Below are 16,082 nucleotides of genomic sequence, written 5' to 3' on the forward strand. Positions count from 1 at the left end.
GAAGGATTATAAGTTATAAAAAGGCACTATCTCATGAAACTTGAGATAGTGCCAGCTATTTAGTGAATATATTGATTGCTTACCAGACTGTTTTGCAGTACGTCTGTTGGAATTTCAAATTCTACTACGCCCATATAACCAGGTGCTACTTCATATTTATCGAATGAAATGACAAGCTTTCCTTTATCCGAAATATAGAATTGTTGTTCAGCGTCAATAGCGTTAAAATCATCCATTAAATCCTCATCAGGCAAGCCTGCACCTTTGACCCAATAGACTTTTTCTTCGTTCGATGCAGCAATTTGTGCACGCATTTGTTCTTTAATATTGTCACTAATGACACGAATATAGCTGTCATCTTTAAATAACATTGGTAGCGTGATTAAAATTTCATTTTGTTTATCAATCGTATCATAATGCATAACTGTTGAAGAGGAACCAACTGTATTGACGATATAACGTCCTATCGATAAAATTTGATCGTTATCAGTTTTAATGTCATAGCCGCTATCTACGCCATAGTGACCACCGCCATTCGCCTTTATATCTCCAACATCTGCAATAAATTCATCGTAAAGCGCTTTTCCTTCTGCACGATACTTTTCATTTAATGTATTGGCAAGCTTTTGATTTTCTAAATTTTCAATAGAAGGAACTTTAATATTCGCTTCATATGTGTCATCTGCCACTTCGTATTCAGTCCAAGTAAGTACTTTTACAACACTTCCGACAACAGGTATTTCCGAAAGCGTACGTGCCATTGCAGGGCTAACGTTTAAGCTAGCGGTAAACAGCATAGCTGCTGCTGCTGTTCCTAGTAACCAGTGTGGCGTTCGATTTTTTTTCTTCTTTTTACTTTGCTTTAATGCATTTTCCACAACAAAGTCAAGCTCTTTTGGAATTGGTACTTCTTCATATTGTTTTTTTAAATCTTTTAATTTTTTATCCATGTGCGGTTTCTCCCTTCCCATCTTGGAGTTGTATTTTTAACAGTTTTAATGCTTTATATAGGCGTGATTTTGCTGTGCTCAGCTTGATGTCTAATATACTGGCAACATCAGCTAGCTTTAAATCCTCAAAGTAATGCAAAATCACTACTTCACGGTACATCTGGGGTAATTCTTCTAACGCATGCTCTAGGTCGATGTCTTCGTAAATATCTTCTTGAGCAGGTGTTAAATATTGTAGTGTGTCGTCGTCTGTTACTTGTAAGCGATTGTGTTTGCGCAAAAAATCTATTGCTGTTCTTACAACGATTTTGTAAAACCAGCTTTTCATATAATCCACGTGCTCTAATCGATCGAGAGAAAGCATCGCTTTTTGAATGCTGTCTTGTACTATATCGAGTGCATCCTGCTCATTTTTCGTATAGCTATAGGCTAGCAAATAAAATCGTTCTTTCTGTTCGCGAATTAACTGGACAAACACCTCTTCATGTTGAAATGCATTTCTTGTTTTCATGTCCAAAGAAGCTCCTTTTTAACATTTTCAAATTGTATACAACTACTAGACGTGTGAAAGTGGAGAAAAAGTTGATAGAAAGAAAAAAAAACTTACCTCCTGTGAGAGGTAAGAAGGATTTTATGAAAAATAGTCGTATGTATTTTTCAGTAGTAATAAAATTGTGACGACAATAAATAGCTTACGTACATAACTGCTCCCACGTTTAATAGCAAATTTTGAACCAACGATCGCACCTGCAATTTGCGCAAGCCCCATAGCGAAGCCGTAAGTATAATGGATCTGCCCTAAGTAGATAAACATTAAAAGTGCTGCAATGTTACTGCCAAAATTCAAAAATTTAGCATTGCCCGCTGATTTTAAAAAGTCAAAGCCTACTATTAGAAAAGCAAATAGTAAAAATGAGCCTGTACCTGGTCCTAAAAAACCATCATAGAAACCAATTAAAGTAATAATAAGGATGAAAGCAGCATATCGTTTAGGTGTTAGCTTATTATATGTAGAAATGCCCCCCCAGTCTTTTTTTAATATTGTATAAACGGCTACAATGGCTAGCATAATTAACATTAACGGTTTTAAAACACTTGGATCGATTAAATGGACAATCCATGCCCCGACCATGGAGCCAATAAAAACAAATGGAAATAGCTTGTAGACAGATCGGATGTCTAATTTTCCAGAGCGGTAAAACGTAATGGTACTTGTTAGAGAGCCCATTGTACCAGCAAGTTTATTGGTTGCGACAGCGGCAGAGGGTGGTAATCCTACGAATAAGAGGGCAGGCAATGAAATAAGCCCGCCTCCACCAACTACTGAGTCAATGAATGCGGCCAAAAAGCCAAAAATAATAAGAATCAATAAAATATTCAAATCTAAATCAAAAGGCACCAACGTCATCTCTTTTCTATAATAATAATCTGATATTAGCGGAACAAAGAGTGACTGTAAATAGTTTGAAATAAATTTGAGTACCGCATTTAGTATGGTTCAATTGTGAGAGGAATATAAAAAATCTACAAAATACAAAAATTTTCTACTTTATGCAACTATTTTAATGTATTATGAAGAAAATGATGTTTTTGCGTAAAGGGGACGTGATGACATTTGTCTTTAGGAAATCATTTTCGGGTTTTTGTTTGTGTTGTATTTATGGGAGTGCTTGTAGGTTATGTGTTCAATGCGAAAAAGGATGTTACCGATAATGTGTACATCGATTCAGTAAAAGAGGGCTATTTAGTTGACTTTACCGATGTGAAAGTCCGTGATGCTTTTAATTATGCTTTTACAGAACCCTATTGGCGCTATTATGAGGCGAAAACGGGTCAACATGTTGTTGAACTTTCAGGGGACATTGTGTTTTTAGAGGAAAAGGGACATGCTATTTTGCAATTTGTTGTGAATGAGGAAGCGAACGAATTTAAGCTTTTCGCAATGAAATTTAACGATGAAGTCCTTGATTCCCAACAAAAAGGAACGCTTATTGGCATGGTGTATGAAACATGGGAAATGAAACAACTCGCTTATCAGTAAGTGCTTTTACTTTGTAAAATAGAATTACTATATTACAGTAGTAAAGAGAGCATACAGACAGAGAGGGTGTTTTCATTGAAGTTAAGTATTTTAGATCAAATTCCTGTACCAAAAGGTCATAGTGCTGAACAGGCATTTTTGCGGACAGAACAATTAGCGCTTTTAGGTGAAGAACTAGGCTTCAATCGTATGTGGTTGGCAGAACATCATAATAGCGCATCACTGGCAAGCTCAGCGCCTGAAATAACAGCGGCATATTTAGCTGCGAAAACAAAACGTTTACGTATTGGCACTGGTGGCGTTATGATGATGCATTATTCGCCGTACAAGTTGGCAGAAGTTTTTAAAACATTAAGTGCACTTGCACCAAATCGCATTGACTTTGGTGTTGGCCGTGCACCTGGTGGAGACCATGCATCGATTTATGCCCTTGCCGAGGGACGCAGACAGCATTTTGATGAACAATATGATAAACTCGATACTATTTTAAAACTGATGAATAACCAAAAGACTGGCGAATCAGTCTATGATCAAGTCGTTGCATCACCTACTATCAGTCAATTACCAGAAGCGTGGTTGCTTGGCTCAAGCGGTCAAAGTGCCATGCAAGCAGGGCAACGTGGTGTAGGTTATTCGTATGCCCAGTTCTTTACTGGCAATATGTCTAAAGATATTTTTGATACGTATAAATTGTACTTTACACCTTCTTATTATATGGAAAAACCGCAAATTATCGTTACTTATGCGACAACGGTTGCCGATACTTTAGAGGAGGCAGAATACTTAGCGAAACCGATTGATATTACGCGGCTTCAATTGATGAAGGGCCAAATTATCCAAGCGATGTCGCCTGAAGAGGCGCAGGACTATCCATTGACCGAGATGGATAAAATGATGATTGAAAATAATCGTAAAGCCAACATTGTTGGCACACCGAAGGATGTTGCGGCATTTTTAGTAGCTGAGCAGGAGCAATATGGCTTTGATGAAGTAATGCTAAACTGCAATCAATATGCGCAGGAAAGTCGCTTAAATTGTTATAAACTGCTGGCAAAAGAATTGATTTCACAATAATGTTTTTAATACAATGTAACGGTAATTGCAGAAAATAGGTTGTAACAAGGAGCTCTTTGCAAAAAAGCGTAACACGCCAGTACAGAACAAGAAATCAACGCAATATAAAGAATATTTATAGTAAAATGTCCAATGCATTCAAGCGCATTGGACATTTTTGTGTGTTTAAAGTTTTGCTGAGCCACTCGTAAAGGTAGTGTGCTGATAGTACATATTTTTTACTAAGACGTTCGGACCTAAGCATTTTACAGCGGGACAGTGGCAGTTTAATGATTTGGCTAAATCTGTCGCCATCCATTTATCGAAAATTGCAGGTAGTTTATCGTGAGCAATATTGCCAAGCGCTGATGCATCGCCAAAGTCTGTAACGATTACATCGCCTGTAAAAATATTAACGTTTAGTCGAGAACGACCATCTGGATCATTACGTACTGTCACGTTTTTCGTCTCGCGTAAACGTTTTAATAGTTTTTGATCTTCCTCATCGGTACTACATGGATAAAACGGTAGCGTACCAAATAACATCCAAGTATTTTCATCACGCACATCAAGTAAATGATGAATAGCAGCGCGAGTTTCCGCTAGAGACAGTGAACTTAGTGAGCTGGCAAAGTCTGATGGATACATCGGATGTACTTCGTGACGAGCACAGTGCATTTCGTTGATAATTTGATTGTGAATATGCTCTAGGTAAGGCAATGTTTTTTTGTTGAGCATTGTTTCAGCAGAGACCATAACGCCGTGTTCCGCAAGCATTTTGGAGTTATCAATCATGCGTTGGAACAAAGCCGCACGCTGTTCATAAGTTGGTTTTCGCTCCATCATAGCAAAACCAGTTTCAACGAATTCATCCACCGTACCCCAGTTATGTGAAATATGTAAAACATCTAAATAAGGGGCAATGAGTAAATAACGTTCTGGCTCAATGGTTAAGTTCGAGTTAATTTGTGTACGAACCCCACGTGCGTGTGCGTATTTTAATAGGGGAAGTACATAATTTTGCACGGATTTCTTCGACATCATCGGTTCGCCACCAGTAATGCTAAGCGTTTTTAAGTGTGGAATTTCATCCAGTCGCTTTGTAATCAACTCCATTGGCAAGGCTTGCGGATCTTTATTTTGCAATGTATAGCCGACTGCACAGTGTGCACAACGCATATTGCAAAGAGTTGTTGTTGTAAATTCAATATTTGATAGGGTCATGTGCCCATGTTGTTCGACATCTAAATACGCTTCCCATGGATCAAAGTGGGGTGTAATTGTTTGTAAGGTCGTCATAATTCGTACATCTTCCTTTCTAGCATTCTATTGTCTCATATTCACTACTATTTTCAAATATGAAATTATTGAAAGAGCTTTTTTTCGTGTAAATGATGTATTTTAATCTTTCTGTAGGAAATAATGTTCATATAAGAAAACGCTAAAGAATTCTATGAGGTTATATGTAATACGTTGAACTTATTGGCTAAATATTAACGCGCGGTAAGGAAATGGATTGACAGTATACAAACCATGTTTTAAGTGAAGTACAGGAAGCGGTAAAAAGGCTGTTTGCTTTAAATACACCGATGCAAAGAAAAGACTGAGTGTATAGTTTACTATTTTTCCAAAAAAACGTTATGATAAAGAAAGCAAGGCGGTAAGACCGTAACAAAGAAAGTAGGAAATCGTTTTGAATAAGTATGAGATACTATTATTTGATGTAGATGATACATTATTAGATTTTGATTTGGCTGAAAATGCAGCACTAGACCGTTTGTTTGAACAAGAAAATATTGCTACTACACCAGAGATGATTGCCCGCTATAAAGAAATTAATGAGTCCTTGTGGCGTGCCTTTGAACGAGGCGAAGTAACAAAAAATACATTACATAATACTCGCTTCTCCATTGCGTTAAAGGAATTTGGTATAGAGGTAGACGGAGAATATTTTGAAGCAGGTTTCCAAAAGTACTTGCAGGAAGCGCATCATTATGTTGATGGCGCCTATGAGCTTATTGCACAGCTTGCGGGTAGTTATGATTTATATGTCGTTTCGAATGGTAAGACGAAGACGCAAAATAAACGATTAGCTGATGCAGATTTAGCAAAGTACTTTAAAGGGATTTTTATTTCAGAGCAAACAGGCTATCAGAAACCGATGCCAGCTTTTTTCAATTATGTTTTTGAGCGTATCGAGGGATTAGATAAAGACAAGACCATGATTGTTGGCGACTCGCTAACATCGGATGTTAAAGGTGGTTTGCTAGCAGGAATTGATACGTGTTGGTTTAACATTCGTAATATTAACAATGCAACGGATATTCAACCTCATTATGAAATTAAAAAATTGCACGAGTTGCATTTGTTATTAAATCAAGAATAAAATGAAGGAACTTCGCTCAACTATTAGCAGTTATAATAGTGAGCGAAGTTTTTATTACTTAAAAATGACGATTGGTAGGAGTATGTGCTAAAAATACTATATTTTTACACATTTAAATCTATTATGATAGTAATAGAAAAACGAGGGAGGACCAGTATGAAAGGAATTTTTCAAAAAACAATGTTAATAACACTGTTGGGGGCGTCTATAGCTTGCCCGATGCAAGCATCTGCCTATGACGAACCGACGAATTACGTACATATGAAAACGGAAAATATGACAGTATATTCCGCTTATGGTGCGACCATTTCTGCAACTGAAAAAAATGGAGTTTATAGCATCAAGGCGAATATTGTCAATAATCGTCAACCGCTTGAGGTTGTCATTTTTAAAAATGGTCAAACTGGCGTGCTACAGCAAGTGTTTAAAAAGGGAATTACAGAGCCTGTTGCCTATCGAGATGAAGGGGACCGTGTTGTTGCAACCATTCATAATAATGCAGATCTGAAATTTGTGCACCCTGAACAAATCTATTTTCGAGATCTAACAAGAGCAACAGGTAGTAGCTATATCCAAACTTTGGCGGAGCGCGGTATTATTCGAGGGCGCACACCTGATTATTTTGGTGTAAACGATGCTTTAACACGTGCACAGTTTAGTGCCTTGCTCGTTCGTGCATTTAGCTTCCAGCAGATGCCAACAAAACAGTTTACAGATATAGACCAAAAAAAATCGTGGTACGTTGGTCATGTAGGTGCCTTGCATTCGTTAGGTATTATAAATGGCAAATCGCCAACTATTTTTGATCCGAATGGCAAAATTACACGCCAACAGGCAATTTTAATGCTCGGACGTACATTGGATGCTGTTGATTTTGTGCATGAAGATGAACCGACATTACCTTATGAAGATAGTCGTGCATTCCAAGGAGAGCTACTGCGTCACACGCAAACACTCTATGCGATTGGCGCGCTAGACGATAGTGCAACACTGCGTCCAAACGACTATATAACTCGAAGTCAATTTGCGAAAATGCTAGCAGTAACTTTACAAGTTGCAGGTAGATTATAATTGTCAGAATTGTTTGCGTGCCTGTCACGGCCTTCACACCTTTTCCTCCTTTATTGGAAGAAAAGGTGTTTTTTATTGTATAAGTACTTTACAAAAAGTTAAGAATCAATTAGAATTGCAAATTGTAGTGATAATAGTAATCATTACTATTTGAGAAAGGGGAACAAATTATGAGAAAATTGTCTAGTTTCCTACTTATCTTCGCATTGAGTATATTAGCTGCATGCGGAAATTCAGAGGATAAAAAACAAAGCACAAGTAGCAACCCAAAAAGTGTACTGACCATGTCTTGGGTCAAAGATATAGGTCAAGTTAATCCACATATGTATGCTCCAAATGAACTGTTTGCACAAGCCATGCTATATGATCCATTAGTGAGCTATGGAGAAGATGGAAAAATACAACCGGCGCTCGCAACGTCGTGGGAAATGGCTACAGATGGTAAAAGTTATACTTTTACATTACGTGATGATGTAATGTATTCAGATGGTTCGAAGCTAACTGCAGAAAATGTAAAAAGAAATATTGATACCGTTGTCGAAAATAGTGCTGCACATAGCTGGCTAGAAGTTGTTGCTGTTATTGATAACGTGGAAATAGTGGATGAACGACAAGTTAAAATCAATTTAAAAGAACCTTATTATCCATTTTTGCAAGAATTATCACTGATTCGTCCACTGCGTATGTTAGCAGATAGTGGTTTCCCAGAGAGTGGCACGACAAAGGATGGGATAGCAAAGCCGATTGGTTCAGGCCCGTGGATTTTAACTGACTATCAGCAAGAAAGCTTTGCAGAGTTTACACGAAACGAAAATTATTGGGGAGAAAAACCAAAGTTAAAAAAAGTAATCGTCAAAATTATTCCTGATGCACAAGCGCGAATGATGGCGCTAGAAAAAGGGGATATTGATTTAATTTTTGGTAGTGGGCAACTTGCACCTGCGGAATACCAAGCGTTACAAAAAACGGGAAAATATCAAACAATGATTTCCGAGCCATCTTCTACAAGAATTTTATCATTCAATACTACGTATGGAGTGACGCAGGATAAAAATGTAAGACTAGCATTGCAACACGCCTTTGACCGACAAACAATGATTGATTATGTATTGAACGGCTTAGAGCAAGAAGCCTATACATTATTTGCACCAGGTTTTCCATTTAGTGATATCAAACTAGAACATTATACTTACAACTTAGAGAAAGCGACACAACTGCTAGAGGATGCAGGCTGGGCGTTAGAAAGCGGTGCTACATTCCGCACAAAAAATGGGCAAACATTAACGTTAGTAATACCGTATAACAGCGGTGACCAAGTGCATAAGACCATTTTCGAATATTTACAAAGTGCATGGCGTGAAATAGGCGTAGAAGTCCAGTTGATTGGAGAAGAAGATCAACTTTTCAAAATGCGTAGTAAAACAGGTCAATACAACTTGATTATGAATGATACATGGGGAGTACCCTATGATCCGCATATGTATATACGCACAATGACAGGTGACAAGCAAATCGGTTATTACGCACAAAAAGGATTGGCCGTTTCAGAGCAACTGACAGCGAATATAGGGAAAGTAATTCGTTCAACAGACGAAGGACAACGGCGAGCATTGTACGAGTCCATTTTTCAAACAATTCATGAGGAAGCCATTTTCATGCCGTTATCGTACCGTACAAATTATTTAGTTGCGAATAATGAGTTAGCTAATTTGTCATTCTCGAAGCAACAGTATGAAGTCCCTCTAAAAAACTTTGAGGTGAAGTAAGTAGATGGGACGATTTTTAGCGAAGCGATTGGGTAGTATGTTACTGGCGTTTTTTGGTATGACCATTATAGCATTTGGGTTAATTCGTGTTATTCCAGTAGATCCAGTGGAAGCCTATTTTACAATGAATCAAATTCCAATATCAGAAGAAGCACTTGCATCCATGCGTGAGGAAGAGGGCTATAATCGTCCCTTACTCGTGCAATATAGTACTTGGTTGGTGAATGCTATGACGTTGGATTTTGGTGAATCATTTGTATCGAAAAAGTCAGTAACAGCAGAACTTTTGCAACGTTTTCATGTCACGCTGACACTTGCAGCAACCGCCTTTATTATGATTGTTACGGTTAGTTTGACGGTTGGTATTTGGTCTGCTACTAAGCGAGGTGGGTTTATCGATTGGCTTAGTCGTTCGTTTATTTTTACACTCGCATCTATGCCGAGCTTCTGGCTTGCTTTTGTTTTTGTCTATATCGTGGCATTAAAATGGGGATTGCTTCCTCTAATGGGGTGGGGTAGTTTTGCACATGTCATTTTGCCTGCTGGAACGCTTGCACTCGGTTTTATTCCTTACTACATTCGGCTCATTCGATCCAGCATGCTGGAAGAAATCAATAAACCACATGTAGTCTTTGCAAGAGCCCGCGGTGTGAAAGAGTCGGTCATTATACGGAGGCATGTTGTGAAAGGGATTTTACCACAGCTCGTTACCTCGCTTGCTATGACATGTGGTGGATTGCTTGGGGGAGCGGCTATTATTGAAATTGTTTTTACAATATCAGGAGTAGGACGATTTGTTGTAGAGTCGATGTTTGCTAGAGATTATTTTGTGCTACAAGGCTTTATCGTAATGATTGGTGGGCTTTACATCTTCTTTAATTTTGTTGCAGATCTATTGTGTGCACTTGTTGATCCAAGGGTAAGGTTAAAAGGAGACGGAGCATAATGAAAAAGAAAATAGCGCTTATTAGTAGTAGTGTGCTTGTGTTATTGCTGATTGCCATGGCAATATTTGCACCGTGGCTTGCCCCAAATGATCCTTATGCGACCAATATGGCATTGAAATTACAAGGTTTTTCTACTGACTATCCATTAGGTACCGATTATTTAGGGCGCTGTGTGTTATCGCGTTTATTATATGGGGCACGAGTATCTCTTTTCATCGCGTTGAGTGTACTTGTCGTAACATTGTTTATTAGCATGTTTGTCGGGCTGCTTGCTGGTTATGTTGGAGGTATTATCGATTTAGTGTTAATGCGCCTTTGCGACATTTTTCTAGCGATTCCTGATTTCGTATTTGCACTTGTAATTGTTGGAGCGCTTGGTGGCGGTATACGTAATATGTTTATCGCCATTGTGCTTGTGTCATGGGTGGGCTTTGCACGGATTATTCGCAACATGGTGCGGTCATTAAAAGAAAGTACGTATGTACAGTATGCGCGTACAATAGGAGTTCCAAAATGGAAAATTATGATAAGACATATTGTACCTTTTGTATTCCCACAAATTTTTTTATTGAAATTAATTGGTCTTGGCTCAACGATTTTACTTATTTCTGAGTTGTCATTTTTAGGTTTAGGGGTGTCAGCACCGATGGCGGAATGGGGCATGATGATTAGCGATAGTAAAACGTATTTGATGAGTCATCCGATGCTCATGTTTCTACCAGGTATTATGATTTCATTCACCGTTTTGATTTTGAATTGGTTTGGCGATGCACTTCGAGAGGCAATGGATCCAAAAGCAATATAGAAGGGAGGTCGTGACATGTTAGAAATACAACAACTTTCTATTTGGATACAAACCGAGAATGGGGAAAAACAAGTCGTACAAGATGCTAGTATGATGATTCCTGCTGGTCAAACAGTCGGTATAGTTGGAGAGAGTGGCAGTGGTAAAACGATGTTGTGTCATGCAGTTATGCAACTATTTCGGGATTCTAGACGCTATAATGGTGATATTTTATTTGAAGGACGTTCATTATTAGCCATGGACGAGCAAGAAATGCGACAGCTTCGAGGTAATGATATTGCGCTTATTATGCAAAATCCGATGGCTATGTTTAACCCTTTGGTTACAGTTGGCGATCATTTCGTTGAAACGATGCAAGCACATACCCCTGTGAAAAAACAACAGGCACTAAAATTAGCCGCACAACAACTAGCGCGCTTTCAACTACCGGATCCATCAATTTTAAAAAAATATCCACATGAATTAAGTGGTGGGATGCTCCAACGCATTATGATTGCTCTTGCAGCGAGTCTTAGCCCGAAGCTGTTATTAGCCGATGAACCAACGACAGCTCTTGATACGTTGACACAACTTGAGATTTTAGAGGAATTAGCATTATATCAACAGCAAACAAATACAAGTATGCTGATTGTCTCACATGATTTAGGCGTAATTGCCAAAATGGCGGATATCATTGTGGTTATGCGCCGAGGGCAAATTATGGAATATGGTCCTGCTAACTGTATTTTAGTGGAGCCTGTTCATTCCTATACACAAGCACTATTAGCAGCGAAGGATAATAAATACTCGCTTGAACAGTTAGTGGATGCATGGACGGGGGAAGTAAGAGGTGAATTATATGAATATAGGCAAGGTCACTGGGTAAGACAGGAGGAAACCTCATGTTAATGATACAACATGTTTCAAAATGCTATCAGCAAAAAGGCTGGTTTCGTATAAAAGAAAGAATACAGGCTGTGAAAGATGTGACATTAACACTTCGACAGGGTGTATGCTTAGCAATTGTCGGTGAAAGTGGTAGCGGGAAAACAACGCTTGGCAAGCTTGTATTAGGGATAGAACAACCAGATTGTGGCGCGATTCTATTTGATAACTTGAATGTGTGTACGACAGTGAAAGCGTCAAAAAAACTGTTACAAAAAAATATACAAGTGGTTTTTCAAGATTGCCAAAGTGCGGTCAATCCGAAAATGAAAATAAAGGACATTATTGCGGAACCAATGGAACTTCACCTATCACTATCGAAGGCAGAACGAGTAAAGAAAATCGAACAGTTACTTGTACAAGTTGGATTAGCCCCAAGAGATGCCGATAAATATCCGCATCAATTAAGTGGGGGGCAATTACAGCGTGTGACGATAGCAAGAGCCATTGCAACCGATCCTAAACTAATAGTCCTCGATGAATCTATCAATAGCCTAGATTTACTTGTGCAGATAAGTATATTAAAACTACTGAAACAGTTACAGCGGGAAAAAGGATTTAGTTACTTCTTTATTACCCATGACTTACATGCAGTACAGTTATTTGCTGATGAAGTAGCTGTGATGGATAAAGGGGAAATTGTCGAGTTTGTAAGCGATGTAACACAAATTGACAACATGACACATCCAGTGAGTAGACGACTATTAGCAGCAAGATTACCGATTCCTTGTAAGCATCCTTCTCAACCGCAAGGATTTGATCGAGAGGAGCATGTTTCATGAGGTATCGTCCATTATCGGGCCGCATGCTCCAAATGTATGGACTTGCTATGTTTTTCTTTACGGCAAATGCCGTATTAACCGTTATTTTTCCTGTTCAGGCAGCAGCGGGAGGCTTTAAAGAAAGTCAAATCGGTGTGATGATGGCGATGTATATGCTTGTCTGTATGTTTTTACGTCCATTTGCTGGGCAGATGGTAGCACAACATAGTCCATATACTATTATGAAATGGCTATTACTAGCCCACGCGGTAGCATTACTTATTTATGTCGTATTTGGCATTGATAGTCTCTATATTGTGCGGATACTACAAGGCGTCATCACAGCCTTTTTCTCGATGGCCATGCAACTTGGCATAGCAGATGTGTTACAAGATGAAGATCGTGGGCAGGGGATGTCGATGTATTCCTTATCCACCGTAATGCCTGCAATTTACGGGCCGGCAGTAGCATTGTTACTTTGGAGCCAGTTTGAACTGCATTATTTACTGGCATTTATTGTCTTTTTAGCAATCGCACCATTATTTTGCTTTATTCGTTCGCCTTTACCGAAAATAAAAGCAGCAAAACAACGGATTTCACTTAACGACATGCTTTATGCTTTAAAGCGTACAAAACAGCATAAAGGGCTAATGCTCTCAGCTATTGTCATGGCAATAGGCGCTGCCGTATTTGGAGCTATTTCTACTTTTGTACCACTTTATATGCTAACGGAAGGTATTGCCAATCCAGCGCTATATTTATTTTTACAGGCAATTGTCGTTGTCGGTAGCCGTTTTTTATGCCGCCAATATATCCCTTCTGATGGTAAATGGCATCCAATGTTTATCTCGATAGTGTTAATCAGTTCAATGCTCGGTACGACATTACTTGCCATGTTACCCATGCTTGGGTCATTCGTTTATATGTCCGCTATTTTTAATGGTTTAGCATCGGCAATGCTCTATCCAACGGTTACTACATATATGTCCTTTGCTATACCAAAGGAAGCGCGTTACACATTGCTAGGGCTCTATTTAGCTACATATGATTTAGGTTTTGGGGCAGGTAGCTTTTTCATGGGCTTCGTTGTGCAATTCACTTCATATGCCATGATGTTTATGATGTGCACAATAATAGCAGGAATAGCGCTAATACTTGTTCTTCTTAAACGTCAAATGACGGGAAAGTACGAGCATCTAATCGCGACAAAGAGCTAATGGGTGCTTTTAGCAAGTTGAAGGAAAAAATAGCTTATTAATGACAAAATTTTAGAAGTAGAAAAGAATAGTTAATCGTATGAAAGGTATAAAAATCAACATAACGGGCAAAACCTTTTATGAGACTAGTTTTCACGAAAGGGGAAAATGCTAATGAGTACCATTTTAAATGCTACAACCCGTCATAAAGGACAACGTTCAACACTAACTAAACTAAGACAAAGTGGTGCCATTCCTGGCATTGTTTACGGCTATCAAATGGAGCCGACGTCGATTTCACTTGACGCAAGAATGTTTGCGAAAGTGTTAAGTGAAATCGGTAGTAAAAGTGTCTTTCAATTAGATGTGGAAGGCAAGAAAATAAATGCCGTGTTAAATGAAGTTCAACGCTGTGCATTAAAAGGTCATGTGAAGCATGTTGACTTTAAATCAATCAATATGTCAGAGGAGCTAGAAGTCGATATTCCTGTTTCCGTTGTAGGGGAAGCGATAGGTGTAAAAGATGGTGGTTTCCTGTTACAACCAAATCGTGATATACGCATTAAAGTACAGCCATCGGAAATACCAGAAACGATAGAAATCGATGTAACCAATGTTGCTATTGGGACTTCGCTGTATGTGGGGGATATTCGTCAAAACTTCCATTTTGAAATTCTCAATGAAGATGACTATACATTAGTGACCATTACACCACCACCAGCAGAAAATGAGCAAGAGGAAACAGTAGATGGTACGCCTGAGGTAATAGAAGCAACGGGACAAAATACAGCTGAGCCGAGGGAATAAAAAGTGTAGTATCCTTGTAACTAAAAAGGAGCCATAAAAGGCTCCTTTTTTCATTTGTATGATTTTAAATAATCGCGCTCTTCACACCAGTCCATTTTGTAAATAATTTCTCGTTATAGGCTAATGCTACTTGTACAATAGGACCTAGACCAAAAGCCATTAGGACTGTTCCTACACCAATAGGACCTCCGAGGAAAAAGCCGATGATCGCTACTGTTACTTCCATCAAAGTACGAGCACGTGTGACACTCCAGCCAAGCTTATGAACCATCAAAAGCATTAATGTATCTCGTGGGCCAATTCCTAAATTGGCTACCATATACATACCACAGCCCCAGCCAAGTAATAGCAATCCAGTGAGGTAAGCAAATAGTTGCATCCAAAAACCCTCAATATCAGGAAGCCAGAAGTTGAAGATATCAATAAAAATACCAGCTAAAAACATATCTACAAATGTACCTGGCAAAGGAAACTTCTTCGTCACTAACATATCAAAAGCTAAAATGGCTAAGCCAATGAGGATGGACCAAGTGCCAATCGTTAGACCAAACGTTTTGGCTAGACCTATATGTAAGACATCCCATGAACCAACGCCAAACAATTGCCCTTTAATCGTTAACGTGACGCCAAATGATAATACGATAATGCCAACGATGAAAAACAGACATCGTGTAAAAAAAGCTTGTTTCATTTTGAATACCCTCATTCTAAAAAATTCATGTTGTCTAACAAAACATTATAGCAATAGTTTTGGAAAAACCTCGAAAATAGTCATTTCATATTTTTCAAAAAATGCGGGTTTAGCTTATGGATGGAGGGGTAAAATAACAATATGAAAGGATGGGATGAAATGACTTCGGTACGTGATGAAATTTTAGAAGTATTAAATCGAGAAAAAATAGGAACGATGGCAACCGTTGAAAATGGCAAGCCGTATTCACGTTATATGACATTCCAAAATGAAGACTTCGTGTTGTATACCGTAACAAATAAGCATTCGGAGAAAATCGAGGAGCTATCGAAAAATCCGTATACACATATTTTATATGGCTACGACAATGGGGGATTTGGTGATACCTTTGTTGAGATAGAAGGGAAGTTAACGGAAATTCAAGAGGAAGGTTTGAAAAATAAATTAGCAGAATTTTTCACAGGAATTTTCATTGGCAATAAAGATGAAATGGTAACACTTAAAATTGAACCCATTCGTATGCGATTGATGAACAAAAAAGGTGAGCCACCAAAAGAGTTAGAATTTACAAACGACCATTGATAGATGGTCGTTTTTTATACCGCAAAGTACCTACCATAGTGCACACCTATAGGAGTCATCGCCTCCGTTCCACTCAAGAACTTACCGCTAACGGCTTCAAGC

General features: G+C 38.6%; 17 protein-coding genes. 12 read left to right on the forward strand and 5 right to left on the reverse strand.

The features are described from left to right. Positions 1-59 precede the first annotated feature (59 nt). The 3 genes from rsiV to FC748_RS04165 all read right to left on the reverse strand — a co-directional run bounded on the left by rsiV (position 60) and on the right by FC748_RS04165 (position 2,349). Positions 60-950, reverse strand: coding sequence for an anti-sigma-V factor RsiV (gene rsiV, locus FC748_RS04155; protein WP_024361046.1), 891 nt, complete (start codon positions 948-950; stop codon positions 60-62). Then, a complete protein-coding gene (locus FC748_RS04160) occupies positions 943-1,461 on the reverse strand; it encodes an RNA polymerase sigma factor SigV (RefSeq protein ID WP_024361045.1) in 519 nt (172 codons plus the stop codon). The genes rsiV and FC748_RS04160 overlap by 8 nt, the downstream gene beginning before the upstream one ends. 120 nt (positions 1,462-1,581) lie before the next feature. Further along, positions 1,582-2,349, reverse strand: coding sequence for a TSUP family transporter (locus FC748_RS04165; RefSeq protein WP_108030078.1), 768 nt, complete (start codon positions 2,347-2,349; stop codon positions 1,582-1,584). Positions 2,350-2,565: 216 nt separating this feature from the next. On the opposite strand from FC748_RS04165, the gene FC748_RS04170 reads away from it, so the two are divergent. Continuing rightward, positions 2,566-2,991 (forward strand): hypothetical protein, encoded by a 426-nt coding sequence (locus FC748_RS04170; RefSeq protein WP_108030079.1) that lies wholly within the window; start codon positions 2,566-2,568, stop codon positions 2,989-2,991. A 75-nt stretch (positions 2,992-3,066) separates the two neighbouring features. After that, entirely contained in the window at positions 3,067-4,065 is a 999-nt protein-coding gene (locus FC748_RS04175) for an LLM class flavin-dependent oxidoreductase (protein ID WP_108030080.1), read from the forward strand. Between the two features lie 165 nt (positions 4,066-4,230). On the opposite strand, the gene yfkAB is transcribed toward FC748_RS04175, so the two are convergent. Then, positions 4,231-5,343 (reverse strand): radical SAM/CxCxxxxC motif protein YfkAB, encoded by a 1,113-nt coding sequence (gene yfkAB / locus FC748_RS04180; protein ID WP_029747077.1) that lies wholly within the window; start codon positions 5,341-5,343, stop codon positions 4,231-4,233. 394 nt (positions 5,344-5,737) lie between these two features. Here yfkAB and FC748_RS04185 point away from each other — a divergent pair, with 394 nt between their 5' ends. The 9 genes from FC748_RS04185 (at position 5,738) to FC748_RS04225 (ending at position 14,707) form a co-directional block, all read left to right on the forward strand. Next, positions 5,738-6,430: a YjjG family noncanonical pyrimidine nucleotidase gene (locus tag FC748_RS04185; protein ID WP_024361040.1), complete on the forward strand. Its 693-nt coding sequence runs from the start codon at positions 5,738-5,740 to the stop codon at positions 6,428-6,430. Between the two features lie 156 nt (positions 6,431-6,586). After that, entirely contained in the window at positions 6,587-7,501 is a 915-nt protein-coding gene (locus tag FC748_RS04190) for an S-layer homology domain-containing protein (RefSeq protein ID WP_167492623.1), read from the forward strand. 170 nt (positions 7,502-7,671) lie between these two features. After that, complete coding sequence (gene nikA / locus FC748_RS04195) at positions 7,672-9,267, forward strand: nickel ABC transporter substrate-binding protein (protein ID WP_108030082.1); 1,596 nt, start codon at positions 7,672-7,674, stop codon at positions 9,265-9,267. Positions 9,268-9,271: 4 nt separating this feature from the next. After that, positions 9,272-10,213: an ABC transporter permease gene (locus tag FC748_RS04200; RefSeq protein WP_108030083.1), complete on the forward strand. Its 942-nt coding sequence runs from the start codon at positions 9,272-9,274 to the stop codon at positions 10,211-10,213. After that, positions 10,213-11,019, forward strand: coding sequence for an ABC transporter permease (locus FC748_RS04205; protein WP_108030084.1), 807 nt, complete (start codon positions 10,213-10,215; stop codon positions 11,017-11,019). The genes FC748_RS04200 and FC748_RS04205 overlap by 1 nt, the downstream gene beginning before the upstream one ends. Positions 11,020-11,034: 15 nt before the next feature. Next, the gene (locus tag FC748_RS04210; RefSeq protein ID WP_108030085.1) at positions 11,035-11,907 is read left to right on the forward strand and encodes an ABC transporter ATP-binding protein; all 873 of its coding nucleotides are present in this window, start codon (positions 11,035-11,037) and stop codon (positions 11,905-11,907) included. Further along, positions 11,901-12,725: an ABC transporter ATP-binding protein gene (locus tag FC748_RS04215; RefSeq protein ID WP_024361034.1), complete on the forward strand. Its 825-nt coding sequence runs from the start codon at positions 11,901-11,903 to the stop codon at positions 12,723-12,725. Before FC748_RS04210 ends, FC748_RS04215 begins: the two co-directional genes overlap by 7 nt. After that, a complete protein-coding gene (gene cntE, locus FC748_RS04220; protein WP_108030086.1) occupies positions 12,722-13,921 on the forward strand; it encodes a staphylopine family metallophore export MFS transporter CntE in 1,200 nt (399 codons plus the stop codon). The genes FC748_RS04215 and cntE overlap by 4 nt, the downstream gene beginning before the upstream one ends. A 153-nt stretch (positions 13,922-14,074) precedes the next feature. Continuing rightward, entirely contained in the window at positions 14,075-14,707 is a 633-nt protein-coding gene (locus FC748_RS04225; protein WP_024361032.1) for a 50S ribosomal protein L25/general stress protein Ctc, read from the forward strand. Positions 14,708-14,771: 64 nt separating this feature from the next. Here FC748_RS04225 and FC748_RS04230 read toward each other — a convergent pair whose 3' ends face one another. After that, entirely contained in the window at positions 14,772-15,398 is a 627-nt protein-coding gene (locus FC748_RS04230) for a YczE/YyaS/YitT family protein (RefSeq protein WP_024361031.1), read from the reverse strand. Between the two features lie 159 nt (positions 15,399-15,557). Between FC748_RS04230 and FC748_RS04235 the strand changes: the two genes are divergently transcribed. Then, positions 15,558-15,980 (forward strand): pyridoxamine 5'-phosphate oxidase family protein, encoded by a 423-nt coding sequence (locus tag FC748_RS04235; protein ID WP_024361030.1) that lies wholly within the window; start codon positions 15,558-15,560, stop codon positions 15,978-15,980. The last annotated feature ends 102 nt before the right edge of the window (positions 15,981-16,082 follow it).

Origin of the sequence: Lysinibacillus sphaericus (assembly GCF_005217585.1) — a bacterium.
Taxonomy (GTDB): domain Bacteria; phylum Bacillota; class Bacilli; order Bacillales_A; family Planococcaceae; genus Lysinibacillus; species Lysinibacillus sphaericus.

Bases quoted from the DNA above. Each gene is read 5' to 3' on its own strand.
- rsiV (WP_024361046.1), bottom strand. From the start codon at position 950: ATGGATAAAAAATTAAAAGATTTAAAAAAACAATATGAAGAAGTACCA.
- FC748_RS04160 (WP_024361045.1), bottom strand. From the start codon at position 1,461: ATGAAAACAAGAAATGCATTTCAACATGAAGAGGTGTTTGTCCAGTTA.
- yfkAB (WP_029747077.1), bottom strand. From the start codon at position 5,343: ATGACGACCTTACAAACAATTACACCCCACTTTGATCCATGGGAAGCG.
- FC748_RS04190 (WP_167492623.1), top strand. From the start codon at position 6,587: ATGAAAGGAATTTTTCAAAAAACAATGTTAATAACACTGTTGGGGGCG.
- nikA (WP_108030082.1), top strand. From the start codon at position 7,672: ATGAGAAAATTGTCTAGTTTCCTACTTATCTTCGCATTGAGTATATTA.
- FC748_RS04200 (WP_108030083.1), top strand. From the start codon at position 9,272: ATGGGACGATTTTTAGCGAAGCGATTGGGTAGTATGTTACTGGCGTTT.
- FC748_RS04205 (WP_108030084.1), top strand. From the start codon at position 10,213: ATGAAAAAGAAAATAGCGCTTATTAGTAGTAGTGTGCTTGTGTTATTG.
- FC748_RS04210 (WP_108030085.1), top strand. From the start codon at position 11,035: ATGTTAGAAATACAACAACTTTCTATTTGGATACAAACCGAGAATGGG.
- FC748_RS04215 (WP_024361034.1), top strand. From the start codon at position 11,901: ATGTTAATGATACAACATGTTTCAAAATGCTATCAGCAAAAAGGCTGG.
- cntE (WP_108030086.1), top strand. From the start codon at position 12,722: ATGAGGTATCGTCCATTATCGGGCCGCATGCTCCAAATGTATGGACTT.
- FC748_RS04225 (WP_024361032.1), top strand. From the start codon at position 14,075: ATGAGTACCATTTTAAATGCTACAACCCGTCATAAAGGACAACGTTCA.
- FC748_RS04230 (WP_024361031.1), bottom strand. From the start codon at position 15,398: ATGAAACAAGCTTTTTTTACACGATGTCTGTTTTTCATCGTTGGCATT.
- FC748_RS04235 (WP_024361030.1), top strand. From the start codon at position 15,558: ATGACTTCGGTACGTGATGAAATTTTAGAAGTATTAAATCGAGAAAAA.